The sequence below is a fragment of the Pseudomonas sp. 5P_5.1_Bac1 genome, assembly GCF_025466015.1.
Classification (GTDB): domain Bacteria; phylum Pseudomonadota; class Gammaproteobacteria; order Pseudomonadales; family Pseudomonadaceae; genus Aquipseudomonas.
This window is the reverse complement of sequence record NZ_JANLNX010000108.1, coordinates 195,511-214,243: the sequence shown is the minus strand read 5'-3', so window position 1 is coordinate 214,243 and position 18,733 is coordinate 195,511. Positions and strand designations below refer to the sequence as shown.

Sequence of the window (18,733 nt, the reverse complement as noted above, 5' to 3'; positions counted from 1 at the left end):
CCCACCCGCCGGAGAACAACAATAATGAGCGCCTCACTCAGCCTTGCCGCAACCCCGCAAGCGACCACCGACTCGCGCAACGTCGCGGTGCATATCAGCGGCCTGGAGAAATACTACGGTCCCTACCACGTGCTGCGCGGTATCGACCTGACGGTGCACGAGGGCGAACGCATCGTCCTTTGTGGCCCCTCGGGCTCGGGAAAATCGACCCTGATCCGCTGCATCAACCGCCTGGAAGTCGCCGAGCACGGCACGATCCTGGTCAACGACACCGACCTCGCCGGCAACAGTCGCGAGGCGGCGAAAGTGCGCAGTGAAATCGGCATGGTGTTCCAGCACTTCAACCTGTTCCCGCACATGAGCGTGCTCGACAACTGCACCCTGGCGCCGATGAGCGTGCGCGGCCTCAGTCGCGCCCAGGCCGAGGAGCTGGCGCAGTTCTACCTGGACAAGGTGGGCATCTCCAGCCAGGCGGCGAAGTACCCCGGCCAGCTTTCCGGAGGTCAGCAGCAGCGCGTGGCGATTGCCCGGGCGCTGTGCATGAAACCGAAGATCATGCTGTTCGACGAGCCGACCTCGGCGCTCGACCCGGAGATGGTTGCCGAAGTGCTGGACGTGCTGGTGAAGCTGGCCGACAGCGGCATGACCATGCTCTGCGTGACCCACGAGATGGGCTTTGCCCGGCAGGTGGCGCAGCGGGTGCTGTTCCTCGACGGTGGTCAGATCATCGAGGACGCCCCGCCGGAAACCTTCTTCAATGCTCCGCGCAGCCCGCGGGCGCGGGATTTCCTCGCGCAGATCCTGCACTGAAACCAACACGGGCCGACGTCAGGATGACGCCGGCCCGTGTTTTCCAGCGGCCTGGAACTCAGTCGTCCAGCGGCTTGGGCGGTGGCAGGGGTTTGGCCGGCTTGGCCGGTTTTGCAGGCTCACCGGCCTTCGCGGGCTTGCCGGCCTTGGTCTCGGCGACCGGCACCGGTTCCGGCGCGGTAATGGCTTTTTCCTCGGCCGGCAAGGCATCCACTGCGGCGAAGATTTCCTGGGGATCGAGCGTGCCGTCATGCTTGATTTCGTGCTTCTGGCCGTCCTTGCCCACCAGAATCACCTGGGTGCCATTGCGCGCGCCCAGGGACAGCTCGCGGATCAGCGCCATGGTGGTCTGCTGCTCAAGGAATTTGTCGTCACGCTTGCCGACCATGCCGGCGACACTGTAGAGCACCAGATTGCGCTCCTTGAATCCGGCCTGGGCGGCGGGGTCCTTGAGCGCTTCGTTGATACCGCGCAACACCGGGTCGGCGGTACTCGGGGCTATCACCACCAGGGGACGAGCCTTGCCCAGATCCTGGGCCAGAGGGGCGTCATCGGCGACAACCAGGGGAGCGGCGATGGCGAGCAGAGTGGCGAGGGTCAGTGACCGGGCAAGCATGTGTTTCTCCTTCTTTTTTCCTCGTAACAAATGACTACAGACCTGTAGGAAAGATCCGAAGGCCGCAGCCTAAACGAACGCAATCACCTGGTGGACGGGACAAAAGTAACTTCCGGTGTCAGAAGGATAGCTGATGGATTTGGGATGGCGGCGGATGGGCGTGTGTATCGCGAGCAAGCTCGCTCCTACAGCACGATGAGCCTTCAAAACCTCTCAGTCCTGAAACAACCCCATCTGCCGATCAATCAACCCACTGAAATCATCCCCCACGAACGGCAATATCGCGTCCGCCACCGGCTGCAACTGGCGGCTCAGGTAATGCTCGTAGTCGATCGGACTGCGCCGCGCCTCCAGCGGTTCCGGGCCACTGGTGGTGATGACGTAGCTGATCCAGCCACCATTCTGGTACTGCCGCGGCCGGCCCAGGCTGTCGTTGAAGTCATCGGCCAGCCGCGCCGCGCGGACATGCGGCGGGACGTTGCGCTGGTAGTCATCCAGCGGCCGGCGCAGACGCTTGCGGTACACCAGCAAGTCATCCAGTTCGCCGGCCAGGGTGCGTTGCACGTATTCACGCACGAATTCCCGGTACGGCTCGCGACGGAAGATGCGCAAATACAACGCCTGCTGGAACTGCTGGGCCAGCGGCGACCAGTCGGTACGCACGGTTTCCAGGCCCTTGTAGATCACCTCTTCGCTGCCATCGGCACGCTGCACCACGCCGGCATAGCGCTTTTTGCTGCCCTCCTCGGCGCCGCGGATGGTGGGCATCAGAAAGCGGGTGTAGTGGGTTTCGTACTGCAATTCCAGGGCGCTTTCCAGGCCGTATTGCTCGCGCAGGTGGTCGCGCCACCAGGCATTGACCTCACGCACCAGGGTCTGGCCGATCTGGCTGGCTTGGTCCTGGTCGTGGGCACGCTTGAGCCAGACGAAGGTGGAATCGGTGTCGCCGTAGATCACCTGGTAGCCACGCGCCTCGATCAGCTTGCGGGTGCGCTGCATGATCTCGTGCCCGCGCAGGGTGATGGACGACGCCAGGCGCGGGTCGAAGAAGCGGCAGCCGCTGGAACCGAGCACGCCGTAGAAGGCGTTCATGATGATCTTCAGCGCCTGCGACAACGGCGCGTTGCCGTCGCGCTTGGCCGCCTCGCGGCCCTGCCAGACGCGCTCGACGATGGCCGGCAGGCAATGCTGCGTGCGCGAGAAACGCGCCTCGCGAAAACCCGCCACCGAGTGTTCGTCGTCCGGCTCGCGCAGGCCCTCCACCAATCCCACCGGGTCGATCAGGAAGGTGCGGATGATCGATGGGTAAAGGCTTTTGTAGTCCAGCACCAGCACCGATTCGTAGAGGCCGGGCCGCGAGTCCATGACGAAGCCGCCAGGACTGGCCTCGCCTTCGCGCCCGCCAAGGTTCGGTGCGACAAAGCCCAGGCGGTGCATCAGCGGAATGTACAGGTGACAGAACGCCGCCACCGAACCGCCGCTGCGGTCCACCGGCAAACCCGTGACCGTGGACCGCTCCAGCAAGAAGTCCATCAGCCGGGTCTTGTCGAAGATCCGCGTCACCAGCTCGCAGTCCTTGAGGTTGTAGCGGGCCAGCGCCGGGCGGTCCTCGGCGAACATGCGGTTGATCTCGTCCATGCGTTGGTACGGCGTGTCGATGGCCTTGCCCTCGCCGAGCAGGGTCTGGGCGACGTTTTCCAGGCTGAACGAGGGGAAACTCCAGGTCGCCGAGCGCAGCGACTCGATGCCATCGATGATCAGCCGCCCGGCGGCGCTGGCGAAGTAGTGAGTGCGGCTGCCGTGTTCGCGCCATTCCATGGGCTGGCTGTCGCGGCCCAACAGCAGCGGCACGTTAAGGCGCTTGCTGTGTTCGTGCAAAACACGCAGGTCGAACTGCACCAGGTTCCAGCCGATGATCGCGTCCGGGTCGTGCTCGGCCAGCCAGCCGTTCAGGCGCTGCAGGAGGTCGGCGCGGCTGTCGCACCATTCGAGCTGGAAGTCGATGCCGCTGGCGTCGCCATTGGCCGGGCCGAGCATGTACACCTGGCGCTGCCCGCAACCTTCCAGGGCAATCGAATACAGCTCGCCGCGTTCGCTGGTCTCGATGTCCAGCGACACCAGTTTCAGCCGTGGCCGGTAGTCGTTGGCCGGTTTCAGTTGGACGTCGAGCCAGACGCCGTCGCTGTCGGGCTGGCCGCTGAAATCCACCGGCGCGGTGATAAAGCGCTCCATCAGGTAGCGCTCGGGCGGGCGGATGTCGCCCTCCAGCAACTCGATGCCGGCGCCGCGCAAGCGTTTCTCCAGTTGCATCAGTTGCCGGTGCTGCCGGCAATACAGGCCGAGGACCGGGCGCTGGGCGAAATCTCTCAGCGCCAGCGGGCGCAGTTCCACGTCCTTTTCGCCGCGCAGCAGCTCGCCGAGCCGCTCGCGCTGATCCGCCGCAACGAAGGCCACTGACGTCTGCGCCGGCAGGCGCACACGCCGCGGCCCTGCCTCGGTCGCCAGCCAGAACTCCACCAGGGTGCCTTGCGGCGTATCCCGCCAATGACGGGTCAGGACAAAGCCCTGTTCTACCTGCACCGCTGTTTCCTCGACAACATTCACTCAAAGGGCACGGAGTCTACCCGAGCCACCGGCCCGGAGCGCCCCTTATCGGCGCGACAGTGCGACGGGTTTCGGCGCGCTGCCTCTCCCGCTAGAATGCGCCCTCAAAGGAAATGCTTCATCCACTACGGACAGTGCCTATCGCCATGAATCACGCCCCAGCCTTTTCCCGCCCTCACCCTACGGGGCACAAGGATCTACCACGTGCGTTGTGATCGCTCCCTGCTCTCCCTGTTGTGCCTGCTGCCCGTCATGGCCGTGGCCGGTGATCCCGTCATCGATCCCCACGCCGACCTGCTGTATCGCCAGGCCCTGCCCCTGCTGGAGAAAGCCGACGCGCAGAGCAACACCCTGCCCACCGACACCGCGCCCAACGATCAGGAACTGATCCGCAAGGTGCAGTCGCTGGACCAGGCCCTGCAACCGGCGGTGGCGCTGTTGCAACGCGCCGCCCTGCTGCATCACCCGGTGGCCGAGTACCGCCTGGCCCTGCATTACATCACCCACCTGCCGGTCAATCAGATTTCGGCCGAGGCCTGTCCGCTGCTGCGTTCGAGTCTGTCCCAGGGCTTTACCCCGGCGGCGCTGGAAGTGGGCAACTGGTGCCCGGAGCTGCGCAACAGCGCCGAATACCGCCAGGCCCTGGAACAGGTGCCGACTCGCGACTCGCTGTACGCCGGCTATTTCCCGCAACCGGCGGTGCGCCTGCAGTGCCTGAGCGAACGACCGCAAGGGCTGGCGCTGCAATGGGGGCGCCAGCGCGACTTCCAGGCCGAGGTCTATCGCCTGCTTGCCGGCCTGGACCCGAACGAGCGCGCCCGCTATCAAAAGAAAGCCGTGGAGATCAACGGTTGCCGGGCGGTGCGCCCGCAGGTGGTCAATCGCCACCCGTGAGCTGAGCAAGATTGTTCAATCCAGCCGGGCGGCACTCTGGCATCCTGTCTGGCCATCAATCATCACGCTGTCGCTCATGCCCGGATCCCGCCTCGCCCGCACTGCTTACCTGCATGGCGCCATCGCCAGCATGCCCCTGTCACTGGCCGTCGCGCCCTGGGGTTTGCTGGCCGGCTCCATGGCCATCGAAGCCAACCTCACCCCGCTCGAAGGCCAGGGCCTGTCGGCGATCGTCTTCGCCGGCGCCGCGCAACTGGTGGCGATCGGCATGCTCAAGGGCGGCGCCAACCTGCTGTCGATCCTGCTGACCACCTTGCTGCTGACCTCCCAGCACCTGCTTTACGGCCTGTCGATGCGGCCGGTGATCTCCGGGCTGCCAGGCCGCTGGCGGGTCGCCCTGGGCTTTCTGCTGACTGACGAGTTCTTCGCCTTGGTCAGCCAGTACGACCGCGAACAGTTCAACCGCTGGTACGCGCTGGGCGTCGGCTTCACGTTCTACCTGGCGTGGAACCTGTTTACCCTGGCCGGGATCATCCTCGGCCAGAACATCCCGCACCTGGACAAACTGGGCCTGGACTTCTCCATCGCCGCCACCTTCGTCGCGCTGATCGCCCCCTGCGTGCGCAACGTGCCAACGGTGGTGTGCGTGGCGGTGTCGCTGTTCTGTTCGGTGCTGTTCAGCTACTGGCACTGGGAAACCGCCCTGGTGATCGCCGGCCTGCTGGGCATGGGCGCCGGGTTCATCTGTCAAAAACTCTGGGGTGCACGCTGATGGTTTTCCTGCTGATCCTCGCCATGGGCCTGATCGTCTTCCTCAACCGCTACGCTTTTCTCGAACCGCGCCTGCCGCTGCGCCTGAGCTCCAACGCGCGGCAGTTCCTCGGCTTTGCCGTACCCGGCATGCTCACCGCGATCTGCGGGCCGATCGTGTTCCTGCCCGACCACCAGCTCAACCTGGACCCGCTCAACCCTTACCTGCTGGGTTCGCTGGTGGCCATCGGGCTGGTACTCTGGACGCGCAACACCCTGCTCAGCATGCTGTTGAGCATGGGCTTCTTCTTCGTCTATCGCTGGTGGCTGGGCGGTTCGCCATGACCCTTGCATCCCGGGAACAAACACACTTCTGGCAAGCCGCGGCGCTGGACAACCTCGAGCTGCTGCAAGCCCGCTACTTCCAGCAGCGCTTCGCCCCGCACGTGCACGAAGGCTATTCCATCGTCGCCCTCGAGGCTGGCGCGCAGTGCTTCTGGCACCGCGGCGCCGACCATGTGGCGCCGGTGGGCAGCGTGGTGGTGATCAACCCGGACGAAATGCACACCGGCGCCCGCGCCCATGAGGCCGGCTGGAGCTACCGCGGCTCCTACCCGGACGTCATGCACCTGACCAAGGTGCTGGACGAACTGGACATTCGCCACGGCGGCACGCCCGCCTTCACCGGCAGCGTGCTGCACGACCCGCAACTGCATGCCGCACTGATCGGCCTGCACCGCTCGGCCCAGGGCGGCGCCAGCGCGCTGGAGCAGCAATCGGCCTGGCGCGAGGCGGCGCTGCTGCTGATGCAGCGCCACGCCCGGGTTGGCGATGCCCGCGCGCCGGGCAACGAGCCGCTGGCGGTGATCCGCGCCCGGGAACTGATGGATGCCCGCCTCGACTGCCCGCCGTCGCTGGAAGAACTGGCCGCCGCGGTGAACCTGTCGCCGTTCTATTTCGCCCGGGTATTCCGCCAGGCCACCGGCCTGCCGCCCCACGCCTGGCTCAAGCAGCGCCGCCTGGGCCGGGCGCGGACCTTGCTGCGTCACGGCGGCCTGCCGTTCAACGTGGCCTTCGACCTCGGTTTCTCCGACCAGAGCCACCTCAATCGCCAGTTCAAGCAAGCCTATGGCGTCACTCCCGGAGAATACCGCCGCGCCTGCGCCGAGCGGCAGCCGGTAATCTCTGTTCGATAATCGAACCAAACCCCGCTTGCACCCCTCAAGTCGTCACCCTGCGCCTCCGATAGCCATTGAACCGTCCGGTACAAAAAGTGACGGACCTTGAAACTGCCTACAGGAGCCTTGCCCGCATGTTCGTCGACCTGAAAATCCGCACCGGAATGTTCTGGGTGCTGTCGCTGTTCAGCCTGACCCTGCTGTTTTCCTCCGTCAGCGCCTGGCGCGGCGCGGTGGGCAGCGACGCACAGATCAACGAACTGGACGACACCGCGCACCAGTCCGACCGGCTCAACAACGCGCTGCTGATGGCCATCCGCGCCAGCGCCAACGTGTCCTCGGGCTTCATCGAACAACAAGGCGGCCATGCCGACAGCGCCAAGGCCCGCCTGGTGCGCTCCGAAGAACTGATCGGCGAGAGCCTGAAACTGGTGGCGTCCTTCGTCGACAACGTCCAGGACCCGGCGCTCAAACCGGTGGCCGACGACCTGCAACGCACCTTCGCCGCCTACGCCAAGGCCGTCGCCGGCCAGCGCGAGGCGACCCTGGCGAATTCGCTGGACCATTACTTCGCGGTCAACGTCGATGCCGGCAACGCCATGGGCCGTTTGCAGAACCTGCGTCAGGAGTTGGTCAAGGCCCTCAGCGAGCGCGGTCAGCAGATCATGGCCGAGTCCGAACGGCGCCTGCACATTGCGCAGATCACCAGCCTCGCCTTGCTGGCCGTGACGCTGTTGCTCGCCGCGCTGTGCTGGAGCTTCATCCAGCAGCGCGTGCTGCGACCGCTGCGTGAGGCGGGCCGGCACTTCCAGCGCATCGCCGGCGGCGACCTGAGCGAGTCGGTGCAGGTGCCGGGCAACAATGAAATCGGCCAATTGTTCGCCGAACTGCAGCGCATGCAGCACAGCCAGCGCGACACCCTCGGCCGTATCAGCGGCTGCGCCGGACAACTGGCCGAGGCTGCCCAGGCCCTCAACGCGGTGACCGAGCAAAGCGCCGAAAGCCTGCGCCGCCAGGATGAAGAGCTGGAGCAGGCAGCCACCGCCGTGACCGAAATGACCACTGCGGTGGAAGAAGTCGCGCGCAATGCAGTGTCCACCTCCCAGGCCGCCAACGACTCCAACCGCCTTGCCGAACAGAGCCGTCGTCAGGTCAGCGAAACCCTCGACGGCACCCAGGCCATGGCCGGCGAAGTGCAGGCCGGCAGCGAGCGCCTGCAACTGCTGGCCGGCGAGATCCGCGATATCGGCAAGGTGCTGGAAGTGATCCGCGCGGTGTCCGAGCAGACCAACCTGCTGGCCCTCAACGCCGCCATCGAAGCGGCGCGGGCCGGTGAGGCCGGGCGCGGTTTCGCGGTGGTCGCCGACGAGGTGCGCACCCTCGCCTACCGCACCCAGCAATCGACCCAGGAAATCGAACAGATGATCGGCAGCGTGCAGAGCGGCACCGAAGTCGCGGTGAGTTCAATGCACACCAGCGCCGAACGGGCCCGCGCCGCGCTCGACACCACCCAGGCGTCCGAGCAGGTACTGGAAGGTATCTACGCCGCCATCGGCCAGATCAACGAGCGCAACCTGGTGATCGCCAGCGCCGCCGAGGAACAGGCCCAGGTCGCCCGTGAAGTGGACCGCAACCTGCTGAACATCCGCGAACTCTCGGCGCGCTCGGCCGAAGGCGCCGAACAGACCAACGCGGCGAGCCACACCCTGTCGGGGCTGGCCAAGGAACTGACGGCGCTGGTCGGGCGCTTCCGCGTGTAAGCGCGGGAACTCCGGACGGGGCTGCTGTAGACTGGCGCCCCGCCCTTTTTCCGGAACTGCCCGCCCGATGCCTGTTGTCACCCTGCTCCAGACCCCGCCCGAAGAACCGCTGAAAAGCCAACTGCTGCAGTGGGTGGTGGATGACTTCAGCCAACTGAGCAGCACCGCCCTGCCGCCGAGCAATCCGCTGTACAACCTCTATCAGTACGGCCTTGGCTTCGAAGTGCACCTGTACCTCGAAGCCCTGGGCGGCTCGCGGCTGCCGGTCGAGTTGCTGCTGGCCTGTGACGACGACGATACGCAGCAGTTGCACGGCTTTGCCCTGTGCCTGCCGATCGACGGCGAACCCGGCGCCTGCGCGGTGGCCTGGATGGCGGTGCGGCCTGATCTGCGCCGGCGCGGGATTGCGCGGTCGCTGCTGGACCACCTACGCCAGCGCTACAACCGTATCGAACTGGCCTGCGGCCAGGGCAAGGTGCCCTGCTTCGAGGCGCTCGGCTTCGCGGTAGTGGGCGTGCGCGATACCCAGGTGCTGATGGCCAGCGGCGCGGCGCCGGGCGACGGCGTGCTGCTGATGCTCGACGTCGCGCCGGTGTGGCGGACGGTCGAAGTGCAGCAGATCCACAGCTACCTGCTCAAGCAGCACGGGCGCAAGGCGATGGTCGAGGCGGAGAAAAAGCGTGACCGCCATCTGGATGAACTGAGCCGGCATGCGCGGGCGTTTGTGCTGGAGCGGATTGCGCAGGTGCAGGTTCGCGAGATCCGCCTGGTCTGAGCCTGTACTGTAGGAGCGAGCTTGCTCGCGAAAGGCCGGCAAACCTCGCGCGCCCCTTCGCCAGCAAGCTCGCTCCTACCGTCCGGCGGCAACTTCGGAATGATTGAACTTCAGCCAATGTCTACCGAATCAGGTAGCTCTCGTTGCGGGAAGGGTTCGATCATGCGCCTCATGCTGAATACCGTCTGCCTGTCGATCATGCTTGTGCTCACAACCACCGCCAGCGCGGCCGACCCCGCCATCGCCGTCAAGGCCGAGGAAAAAGCCGAAGCCCTGGAACACGCGGTCGCCACCCAGGCCACCGACGCCAAACCCGCCCCCAGCGAAACCATCACCCCCACCGAAGCCAAGGCCGTGGACCCGCAAGGCGCCGCGCCCCTCGACGACACCCTGACGTGCCTGGCCCGCACCATCTACTGGGAATCCAAGGGCGCCAGCGACGCCGATATGCAGGCGGTGGCCAATGTGGTGATGAACCGGGTCGGCCACGAGGGCTTCCCCGACACCGTCTGCGCGGTGGTCAAGGACGGCTCCGAACGCCATGCCTGCCAGTTCTCCTGGTGGTGCGACGGCCGCGCCGACCAGATCAAGGAAGACGAGCAATACCTGAAAACCAAGGAAATCGCCCGCAAGGTGCTCAACCGGCAACTGCCGGACAACAGCCGCGGCGCCCTCTATTTCCACGCCCGCAACGCCTCCCCCGCGTGGTCGAAAACCTTCCTCAGAACCGCACAGACCGGCAAATTCGTCTTCTATCGACCGAAGAATGGCGCCGCCCACTGATTACCTGCGGAACCCTCAAGGCCTTGCGCCAGACAAAGACGACACGCGCACGCCATATCTGGCTACCATGCACGCCATCAGGCAACCATTCCCCAATTGACCGGGGACCACCGGCCGGCCATGACCGCGGACCCGCCGGATTTACCGCAAGACGTGCCACACCGGGCCCTCCAGCACGCCCCGTGGCGCCAGATCAAGGGAGATTCAAATGCGCGTCAGTTCATCCATCCTGCGTATCGCCATGCTCTGCCTGGCCCCGGTGTTCGCCAGCCAGGCCATGGCCAGCGAAGAGACGCAACTGATCGATGCGATCAACGGTTTCCGCAACCAGCCACAACACTGCGCCGGCCAAGGCTCGCTGGAGCTGCCGCCACTGGCGAGCGATCCGCGTCTGGTGCTGTCGGTCACCGGCATGGGCGACTTGCAACAGCAACTGGCCCGGGCCACGTACCCGATGGTCAACGTCCAGGCCATCAGCCTGTCCGGCCCGCGCGACGCGGCGGCCGCCATGCAGGCGATCCGCGAAAGCTTCTGCCAGGTGGTGCTCGACCCGCAGTTCGTTGATATCGGTGTCAGCCGCGTTGACCGCGAATGGCGCATCGTCGTCGCCCGCCCCCTGCTCAGCGCCCGCCTCGGCGACTGGCAGAGCGAAGGCCAGCAACTGCTCGAAGCGATCAACAGCGCCCGCGCCCAACCGCGCCAGTGTGGCAACCAGGCGATGGCCGCCACCAGCCCGCTGGCCTGGAACACCACCCTGGCCGGGGTCGCCCAGAGTCACAGCCGGGCCATGGCCAACCAGAACTTCTTCGACCATATCGACCGCGACGGCCGCACTCCCGGCGACCGCGCCGAGCTGGCCGGCTACAACGGCCAGCGCATCAGCGAGAACATCGCCGCCGGCCTCGACAGCCCGCGCAAGGTGCTCGACGGCTGGCTGGCCAGCCCCGGCCACTGCGCCAACCTGATGAACCCGGCCCTGCGCGAACTCGGCGCGGCGTATGCCACCGACCCGAAAAGCGATGCAGGAATCTACTGGACGGCGCTGTTCGGCACACCATGAGGACCGCGCCACCTGTTATTTCTGTCAGTTAACGGAAAGCGCCTGACAGTGCACTCTTGACGCCATGCCCAACGGACATGGAGCAAGGACATGCAGGACCAGACGCCCGCCGTCACCCCACCCGCGCTGCCCAAGGGCGGTGGCGCAATCCAGAGCCTCGGCGGTAGCTGGGGGGGTGCCGGCGGCAGCGGTGCCGCCGCCTTCGAGATTCCGTTGCCGCTCTCGCCAGGTCGCGGCTACGCCCCGACACTGTCCCTGAACTACCGCAGTACCATCAGCAACGGCGTGTTCGGCATGGGCTGGAGCCTGTCGCTGGGCTGCGTTGCCCGGCGCACCAGCAAAGGCGTGCCGCGCTACAGCGACGACGATGTGATCATCGGCCCCGACGGCCAGCCCTGGCTGGCGGAACTGGACGGCAACGGCGCGCCGCTGTTCAGCGAAATCGACACCTACCGTGGCCTGGCGCTGGACCAGCGCTATCAGGTCATCCGTCATTTCCCGCGCATCGAGGGCGCCTTCGAGCGCATCGAACACTGGCGCGCGGACCCCGGCGACCCAGGTTTCTGGCTGATTCATGGCGCCGACGGCAGCCTGCACCTGTATGGCCGCACCGCCGCCTCGCGCCATGTCGATCCGGATGATCCGCAACGGGTCGCCGAATGGCTGCTGGAAGAAAGCCTGAACGCCCACGGCGAGCACATCCTTTACCAGTACAAGATCGAGGACTTGGCCGGCCTGGCGCCGGACACCCCGCGTGACTTCCGCGCCCAGCGCTATCTGGGCCGGGTGCGCTACGGCAACGCCGAGGCGTATCCGTGGCTGTACCTGTGGCAGCCGGAGGACATCGAGCGCCAGCAATGGCACTTCGACCTGCTGCTGGACTACGGCGAACGCCCGGTCGGCATCGACGACAAACCGCAGTACGGCGCATCCACACCCTGGCCCGTGCGCAGCGATCCCCACAGCAGCTTCGCCTACGGTTTCGAGCTGAGCACGCTGCGCCTGTGCCGGCAGTTGCTGATGTTCCATCACTTCCCAGGCGAACTGGGCCCGGACCCGGTGCTGGTGTCCCGTCTGCTGCTGGACTACCAGACCACGGCGCTGTCCTACACCCTGCTCGCCGCCGTGCATCAACAGGGCTGGGGCGCCGACGGTCGGCGCAGCAGCCTGCCGCCACTGGGCTTCGCTTACAGCGCCTTCGACAGCCAGGCCGAGCGCACTTTCAGCGAATTCCCGACCATGCCGGGGCTCAACGACGGCCAGTTCTACCAGTTGGTGGATCTGTATGGCGAGGGCTTGCCCGGTGTGCTGCACGGCAATGACCAGGGCTGGTACTACCGCGAACCCCTGCGCCTTGCCGAGGCTGAGCAGCCCGATGCGGTGACCTACGGCGAATGGACCGTCCTGCCGCGCATCCCCCTGGCTGACCGCAGTCGGCCCGTGCACCAGCACCTGACGGACATGACCGGCGATGGCCGGCTCGACTGGTGCGTCAGCGCGCCGGGCCTGAACGGCTTCTTCACCCTTGATCCGGACCGGCAGTGGTCGAACTTCGTGCCCTTTGCCGTCGTTCCCGACGAGGCGCTGCACCCGCTGGCGCAACTGGCCGACCTGAGCGGCGCCGGCTTGTCCGACCTGGCGCTGATCGGCCCGCGCAGCGTGCGGCTGTATCCGTCGCGCCGCGAACGGGGCTACGGCCAGGGCGTGGACGTCGAACACCACGACGACAACCTGCCGGTGATCAGCGATGGCCGCGCCGAGGTGGTCGCCTTCAGCGATGTGCTCGGCAGCGGCCAGCAGCATCTGGTGCGCATTCGCCACGACGAGGTGCGCTGCTGGCCGAACCTGGGTCATGGCCGCTTCGGCAAGGGCTTTCGTCTTGCTGATCTGCCGTTCGGCCACGATGAATTCGATGCCTCGTGTCTGCTCCTCGCCGACCTGGACGGCTCCGGCGCCAGTGACCTGCTGTACCTGCAAAGCGATGGCGTGCAGGTGTTCATGAACCGCAGCGGCTTCGGCCTGGAAGCGCCCGTGCTTTACCCCTGGCCGGACGGCGTGCGCTACGACCGCCTGTGCCAGGTCAGCGCCGCCGACCTGCAGGGTCTCGGTTGTGCCAGCCTGGTGTTGACCGTGCCGCACATCAACCCACGCCACTGGCGCATGGACTTCACCATTCGCAAGCCCTACCTGCTGCACCGCACTGACAACCACATGGGCGCGGTCGGCTGCGTCGAATACCGCAGCTCGGCACAGGAATGGCTGGACGAAAAACAGGAGCGGCGCCAGGCCGGCCAGTCGCCGGTCAGCCAGTTGCCCTTCGCCCTGCACCTGGTGACGCGGCAGAGCCAGCTCGATGAAATCACCGGCAACCGCCTGGTCCAGTGCATGCGCTACCGCGGTGGCTACTACGACCGCCACGACCGCGAATTGCGCGGTTTCGCCCTGCTGCTGCAAACCGACAGCGAGAGCGCCCAGGGCAGCGACGACGCGCACTTCACTGCGCCGCTGCTGAGCAAGCACTGGTTCCACACCGGCGAGTACCCGGCGCCGGCACTCGACACGCCCTGGCACGACCCCGAAGCCCCGACCCTTGGCCCCGACCTGCTCAGCCGGCTTGACCCGCACACGCAAGACGAGCAACTCATCGACAGCCCAGGCGAACCGCAACGGCACGCCATGGCCCACGCCCTCAGCGGCCTGCCGATCCGCAGCGAGCGTTATGGCCTGGACCCCGGCGCCGACAGCACAGTGCCGTACTCGGTGGAACAACACCGCTACCGGGTGCGCGAACTGGCAGCGGCCAGCCCGCACCAGCCCTATGCGCAGATGCTGCCCCTGACCCTGGAAACCGTGCGCCACGACTACGAACGCCAGGCCGACGACCCGCGCTGCCAGCACCAGATCAACCTCGCCCACGATCGGTTCGGCCAACTGACCCACGGCGTCACCCTCAGTTGTGCGCGGCGCCGCCAGGTCAGCGATCCGCCACCGTTCGACACGGAGCACGAACAGACCTGGTGGCGCGACGCGCACGACGAGGCCCAGTACCAGCACTACTTGCACGAAACCCGCGCCGAAGCCATTCACCTGACCGATCCGCAGGGCTGGCGCATCGCCCTGCCCTGGCGCCAGCGCGGCAACGCCCTGGTGCTGCCACGGGCGCAACTGCCCGCCGGGCAACGCCGCTACGAACACTTCGCCAGTGCCGACGGCCCGCTGCACGCGGAGGCCGAACGCGCCCTGACCGGGCAAACCCTGCAACGCTACCAGGCCGCCGACAGCCCGCTTCGCACCGATTTGCCGGACGGTGAAGCAACCTTCGAAGCCCTGCCCGGCTTCCTCGAAAGCGCCGAACTGAACGACAGCGCGCTAGCGGCCTACGACCGGGTGATGAGCCGCGAACAACTGCGCGAGAAGCTGCTGAGCCTGGGCTACCAACGCATGCCGGCCTTCCTCCCGGCGCAGCCGGAGATGGAACTCTGGTCCGTGCGTCAGGGCTTCACCCACTTCGGCCCGGCCAGCGCCTTCCACCGCACCGTGGAGTTTCGCGAAACCCACAGCCACGGCCTGACCCAGGTCGGGCACGACCCTTATCACTGCCTGATCAGCGACATCACCCTGGCCGATGGCTGCCGGACCCACGCCCGGTTCGACTATCACTGCCTGCAACCGGTGCACATCACCGACCCCAACCAGAACCACCAGGAAGCCCTGTATGACGGCTTCGGGCGCGTGCTGGCGAGCAGCATCCACGGCACCGAGGCCGGCCAGCCAGTGGGGTTCGCCCCGCTCAGCGATTACCAGCGCGACAGCGACAGCCTCGCCGCCGCCCTCGCCGACCCCGCCCGCGCCCTGCAACAGGCCGCCAGCGCCTGTTACTACGACGCCTTCAGCTGGATGCAACCGGCCGAACTGCGCCAGCCGGTGCACAGCGCGGTGTTGCTGGCCGACCGTTACCCCGGCGATCCCGAAGTGCAGGTGCGCATCAGCCTGAGTTGCAGCGACGGCTTTGGCCGGGAGTTGCAGGGCAAACAGCAGGTCGAACCGGGCATGGCCTACGCCGTGGATGAACAGGGCGAACTGCTGATCGAGGACGGTCAGCCGGTGCTGGTGGACAGCCCCGAGCGCTGGCGGGTCAGCGAGCGTGTCGAATACAACAACAAGGGGCTGGCGGTGCGGGTCTACCGGCCGTATTTCGCCAATCGCTGGCGCTACATCAACGATGCCTCGTTCCGCCTGTTCGGCTACAACGACCAGCAGTTCTACGACCCGCTGGGCCGGGTGCTGCGCACCCTCACCGCCAAGGGCTACCTGCGCCGCCAGCGCCACCTGCCCTGGTACAGCATCAGCGAGGACGAAAACGACACGTGGGAAGAAATGCGGGGACCGGATGCGTAGCGCAACCCACCTGCACACGCCTGATCTGAACGTCGGCGACAGCCTCGGCCGGCCGCTGCGTCAGGTGGCTTACTGTCGGGACACCCCGGAGCAGACGGCTGAACGCCGAGTCACTTTGAGCCGGTACGACGCCGCCGGGCAGTGGTCACGGCAATGGGATCCGCGGCTGTTCGAGCGACTGGATCAAGGCGACAGCGTCGCGCCTGGCCAGGCGCTGCTGTCATCGCTGTCCGGTAATCCGTTATGGCTGGAAAGCGCCGACGCCGGCTGGCGCCTGACGCTGTTCGGTGATGCCGGGCAGTCGCTGGAGAACTGGGACAGCCGCGACAGCCATTGGCAAACCGACTACGACGAGCGTCTGCGCCCGGTACTGATTCGCGAAACCACAGCCGAGCAGCCCGCGCGCGCTGCCGAGCGTTTCAGCTACGGCGGAGCCGAAGCGTCTGCCGACAACCGCTGCGGCCGCCTGCTGCGCCACGACGATGAAGCCGGCAGTCGCCTGATTCCCGGCTACAGCCTGGGCGGTGCGGAACAGGGCGAGATTCGCCTCTTTCTAGCCGACCTCGACCTGCCCGACTGGCCCGCCGCAACCGGCGAACGCGATGCCCTGCTGGAGCCCGGCGACGGCGCCCACACCACCTTTCTCCACGGCCCACTGGGCGAGGTGCTGGAACAGACCGATGCTCTCGGTAACCGCCACAGCTCGCGCTTCAACCTCGCCGGCGAATTGGCCTCGATCACCTTGCGGCTGGAAGACGGCAGTGAGCATGAGCTGCTGGGCGACGTCCGCTACAACGCCTTCGGCCAGATCGAAAGCCAGACCGCTGGCAATGGCGTTATCAGCCTCGCCCACTACGACCCCGCCGACGGTCGCCTGCAACGCCTGAGCGCCAGCCGCCCAGAGCGCGGCGCCCTGCAGGATCTGATTTACGCCTACGACCGGGTCGGCAATGTGCTGCGTATCGAAGACCTCAGCCAGCCGGTCAGCCATTTCTCCAATCAGAAAGTCGACCCGGTCAGCACCTTTCACTACGACTCGCTGTACCACCTGATCGAGGCCACCGGCCGAGAAGCTACCGGCGCGGCGATCAGCCCCGGACTGCCACCAATGACCCCGGCACCCGGCGATACCAGCCGCCTGCTCAACTACCGCCAGCACTATGAATACGACGCCAGCGGCAACCTGCTCAGCCTCCAGCACATCGGTTGGCAGGCTTATAACCGCCATATGGCGGTAGCGGACGACAGCAATCACGCGTTGCCATGGGTCGATGGCGTTGCCCCTGAAAATCCCCGCGCCGGCTTCGACCGCAACGGCAACCTGTTGCACCTGCAACCCGGTCAGCCCTTGCAGTGGAACGCCAGCAACCAGTTGCACAGCACGCGGCAGGTCGCTCGCGAAGATGGCGAGAATGATGAAGAACACTACCGCTACGGCGGCGATGGCCTGCGGGTGCGCAAGGTCACCACGCGTCTGGTTGGCGGCCGCTTGCAGCGCAGTGAAGTGCGCTATCTCCCCGGCCTGGAATTACGCAACCGTGACGGCGAGCGCCTCAGCGTGATCAACCTCCAGGCCGGCCGCTGCGCGGTGCGTTGCCTGCACTGGCTTGAAGGCAAACCCGACGGCATCGACACCCCGCAGTTGCGCTACAGCCTCGGCGACCACCTCGACAGCGGCAACCTGGAACTGGATGGCGAAGCGCGGATCATCAGCCACGAAGGCTATTACCCGTTCGGCGGCACGGCCTGGTGGGCGGCGCATTCGGCGGTGGAAGCGGGTTACAAGGTGCGCCGTTACGCGGGCAAGGAACGGGATGCCAGCGGGTTGTACGACTATGGTTTGCGCTACTACGCACCGTGGCTGGCGAGGTGGATCAACCCTGACCCCGCGGGAGATGTGGACGGGCTGAACCGCTTTGCGTTCGTGCGCAATAATCCGCTGACCTGGCGCGACCTCCACGGGCTGAACGCCAACTACGCTGTCCAGCCCTTCAGTAAAGAGGCAAAGCGTTCGCTACCTGCCGGGCTGATCAACAGCGGTAGTTCTCAGGGTGTTTCTCTACGAGCGAGTGAAGGACCGGCAGTTGATTTTGCCTACAACGTCATCTGGAGCACCAAGCGCTATCTTTCCCGAGGCGCCGGCAATCAGCTCGGCGATGTCCTGCGCAGCGCTTATACCTCGGCGATTTACAGCAGCATGCTGCGTCAGACGATCGATCCGGCAGGCGGGCCAACCGACTGGAGGGCTCATGCCGAACATGGCCTGGCCACCGCAACCGGCTTGTGCGATGAGCACGCGGCAGTGTTCGTGCACTTGGCAGCTTCGTCCGCCCAATGGCCCGGAACGCCGGTATCCATTGCGCAAACACAGGATCACAGCTTCGGGATGCTGGGTGATCCGCGTCTCACCGATCCGATAGTGGTCGATCCGTGGGTGACTGCTCCGGTTCCCCACCCGCTGTCATGGGGACAGAACAGCATCGACCAGCCAACGCTGGACTTCACACCGCGAATGCCCGGTGACCCGGGCTTTGCCATCAGTACCGAACGCGTCGCTGAACTGCGCGCGCAACATTATTCGACGATGCCTGCGTTAAGCCAGAACTGGCTGGCGAACAATCTCATGGAGGGGGTCAACAGCCGCTCGGTATGGTCTCAAACAGCTTCGCTGAGCGAAGCACAAAGCATTTATTACCGGTTGGACGGCCAACAGTTCGATGCAGCCCTGGTGCCGGCTTCGCAATTCGAGGCTGTCGTTCAGTCACTGCAGCTTGCCGGCAAGCACAGCGCGAATCCACGCATCGGGCCGCTGTTGCGGCGCTTTTGAAAGCGCCGGGGCCGGTGTGGGCATGAGGCGCCAGTCAGTAGACCGGGTAGCGGCGACCAGACGCATGCCGAGAGTTTTCTGCCGTTCTCAAGATCGAGCACCGCCCGCGCGGCGCATCGCGACGGTTCGGCGCCCCGACAAGCTCGCTCCTACATTGGTTGCAACGTGCCATGGCCTGTCAGAAGGGTGTTGCCCGCCTTTGGCGATTGGCGATGAACCGCAGGGAGGCTGTCGTACAAACAAGGCAGTCAACCATGGCCTGACAGACATAGGTACGT

13 protein-coding genes are annotated in these 18,733 nt (G+C 66.0%); 11 read left to right on the top strand and 2 right to left on the bottom strand.

From position 1 onward, the window contains the following. Nucleotides 1–24 precede the first annotated feature (24 nt). Entirely contained in the window at nucleotides 25–810 is a 786-nt protein-coding gene (locus NTD82_RS24240; RefSeq protein ID WP_262130589.1) for an amino acid ABC transporter ATP-binding protein, read from the top strand. A 58-nt stretch (nucleotides 811–868) separates the two neighbouring features. Here the strand turns inward: NTD82_RS24240 and NTD82_RS24235 are convergent, their stop codons facing one another. Further along, a complete protein-coding gene (locus NTD82_RS24235; RefSeq protein WP_095153662.1) occupies nucleotides 869–1,426 on the bottom strand; it encodes a DUF4174 domain-containing protein in 558 nt (185 codons plus the stop codon). Nucleotides 1,427–1,639: 213 nt separating this feature from the next. Then, entirely contained in the window at nucleotides 1,640–4,006 is a 2,367-nt protein-coding gene (locus tag NTD82_RS24230; RefSeq protein ID WP_262130588.1) for a DNA polymerase II, read from the bottom strand. Nucleotides 4,007–4,282: 276 nt separating this feature from the next. Here NTD82_RS24230 and NTD82_RS24225 point away from each other — a divergent pair, with 276 nt between their 5' ends. The 10 genes from NTD82_RS24225 (at nucleotide 4,283) to NTD82_RS24180 (ending at nucleotide 18,455) form a co-directional block, all read left to right on the top strand. Further along, nucleotides 4,283–4,924, top strand: coding sequence for a sel1 repeat family protein (locus NTD82_RS24225; RefSeq protein ID WP_410017088.1), 642 nt, complete (start codon nucleotides 4,283–4,285; stop codon nucleotides 4,922–4,924). A gap of 76 nt (nucleotides 4,925–5,000) precedes the next feature. After that, complete coding sequence (locus NTD82_RS24220) at nucleotides 5,001–5,696, top strand: AzlC family ABC transporter permease (protein WP_262130586.1); 696 nt, start codon at nucleotides 5,001–5,003, stop codon at nucleotides 5,694–5,696. Continuing rightward, nucleotides 5,696–6,019, top strand: coding sequence for an AzlD domain-containing protein (locus tag NTD82_RS24215; RefSeq protein ID WP_371864250.1), 324 nt, complete (start codon nucleotides 5,696–5,698; stop codon nucleotides 6,017–6,019). The genes NTD82_RS24220 and NTD82_RS24215 overlap by 1 nt, the downstream gene beginning before the upstream one ends. After that, on the top strand, nucleotides 6,016–6,870 hold the full coding sequence (locus NTD82_RS24210; protein ID WP_262130585.1) for a helix-turn-helix transcriptional regulator: 855 nt from the start codon (nucleotides 6,016–6,018) through the stop codon (nucleotides 6,868–6,870). The genes NTD82_RS24215 and NTD82_RS24210 overlap by 4 nt, the downstream gene beginning before the upstream one ends. Before the next feature lie 116 nt (nucleotides 6,871–6,986). After that, nucleotides 6,987–8,612 carry a methyl-accepting chemotaxis protein gene (locus tag NTD82_RS24205; protein ID WP_262130584.1) on the top strand — a complete coding sequence of 542 codons (1,626 nt, stop codon included), beginning with the start codon at nucleotides 6,987–6,989 and terminating at the stop codon, nucleotides 8,610–8,612. Nucleotides 8,613–8,679: 67 nt separating this feature from the next. Further along, nucleotides 8,680–9,387 carry a GNAT family N-acetyltransferase gene (locus tag NTD82_RS24200; protein ID WP_262130583.1) on the top strand — a complete coding sequence of 236 codons (708 nt, stop codon included), beginning with the start codon at nucleotides 8,680–8,682 and terminating at the stop codon, nucleotides 9,385–9,387. Between the two features lie 162 nt (nucleotides 9,388–9,549). Then, nucleotides 9,550–10,170: a cell wall hydrolase gene (locus NTD82_RS24195; protein WP_410017085.1), complete on the top strand. Its 621-nt coding sequence runs from the start codon at nucleotides 9,550–9,552 to the stop codon at nucleotides 10,168–10,170. Between the two features lie 208 nt (nucleotides 10,171–10,378). Further along, nucleotides 10,379–11,230, top strand: coding sequence for a CAP domain-containing protein (locus NTD82_RS24190; protein WP_262130582.1), 852 nt, complete (start codon nucleotides 10,379–10,381; stop codon nucleotides 11,228–11,230). A gap of 90 nt (nucleotides 11,231–11,320) precedes the next feature. Continuing rightward, nucleotides 11,321–15,628, top strand: a complete 4,308-nt coding sequence (locus NTD82_RS24185; RefSeq protein WP_262130581.1) for a SpvB/TcaC N-terminal domain-containing protein — start codon at nucleotides 11,321–11,323, stop codon at nucleotides 15,626–15,628. Further along, on the top strand, nucleotides 15,621–18,455 hold the full coding sequence (locus NTD82_RS24180; protein ID WP_262130580.1) for an RHS repeat-associated core domain-containing protein: 2,835 nt from the start codon (nucleotides 15,621–15,623) through the stop codon (nucleotides 18,453–18,455). Before NTD82_RS24185 ends, NTD82_RS24180 begins: the two co-directional genes overlap by 8 nt. Nucleotides 18,456–18,733: the final 278 nt, after the last annotated feature.

What these genes read in the sequence shown, in the direction of transcription:
- NTD82_RS24240 (WP_262130589.1), top strand. Translation starts at nt 25, where the DNA reads ATGAGCGCCTCACTCAGCCTTGCCGCAACCCCGCAAGCGACCACCGAC.
- NTD82_RS24235 (WP_095153662.1), bottom strand. Translation starts at nt 1,426, where the DNA reads ATGCTTGCCCGGTCACTGACCCTCGCCACTCTGCTCGCCATCGCCGCT.
- NTD82_RS24225 (WP_410017088.1), top strand. Translation starts at nt 4,283, where the DNA reads ATGGCCGTGGCCGGTGATCCCGTCATCGATCCCCACGCCGACCTGCTG.
- NTD82_RS24220 (WP_262130586.1), top strand. Translation starts at nt 5,001, where the DNA reads ATGCCCGGATCCCGCCTCGCCCGCACTGCTTACCTGCATGGCGCCATC.
- NTD82_RS24215 (WP_371864250.1), top strand. Translation starts at nt 5,696, where the DNA reads ATGGTTTTCCTGCTGATCCTCGCCATGGGCCTGATCGTCTTCCTCAAC.
- NTD82_RS24210 (WP_262130585.1), top strand. Translation starts at nt 6,016, where the DNA reads ATGACCCTTGCATCCCGGGAACAAACACACTTCTGGCAAGCCGCGGCG.
- NTD82_RS24205 (WP_262130584.1), top strand. Translation starts at nt 6,987, where the DNA reads ATGTTCGTCGACCTGAAAATCCGCACCGGAATGTTCTGGGTGCTGTCG.
- NTD82_RS24200 (WP_262130583.1), top strand. Translation starts at nt 8,680, where the DNA reads ATGCCTGTTGTCACCCTGCTCCAGACCCCGCCCGAAGAACCGCTGAAA.
- NTD82_RS24195 (WP_410017085.1), top strand. Translation starts at nt 9,550, where the DNA reads ATGCGCCTCATGCTGAATACCGTCTGCCTGTCGATCATGCTTGTGCTC.
- NTD82_RS24190 (WP_262130582.1), top strand. Translation starts at nt 10,379, where the DNA reads ATGCGCGTCAGTTCATCCATCCTGCGTATCGCCATGCTCTGCCTGGCC.
- NTD82_RS24185 (WP_262130581.1), top strand. Translation starts at nt 11,321, where the DNA reads ATGCAGGACCAGACGCCCGCCGTCACCCCACCCGCGCTGCCCAAGGGC.
- NTD82_RS24180 (WP_262130580.1), top strand. Translation starts at nt 15,621, where the DNA reads ATGCGTAGCGCAACCCACCTGCACACGCCTGATCTGAACGTCGGCGAC.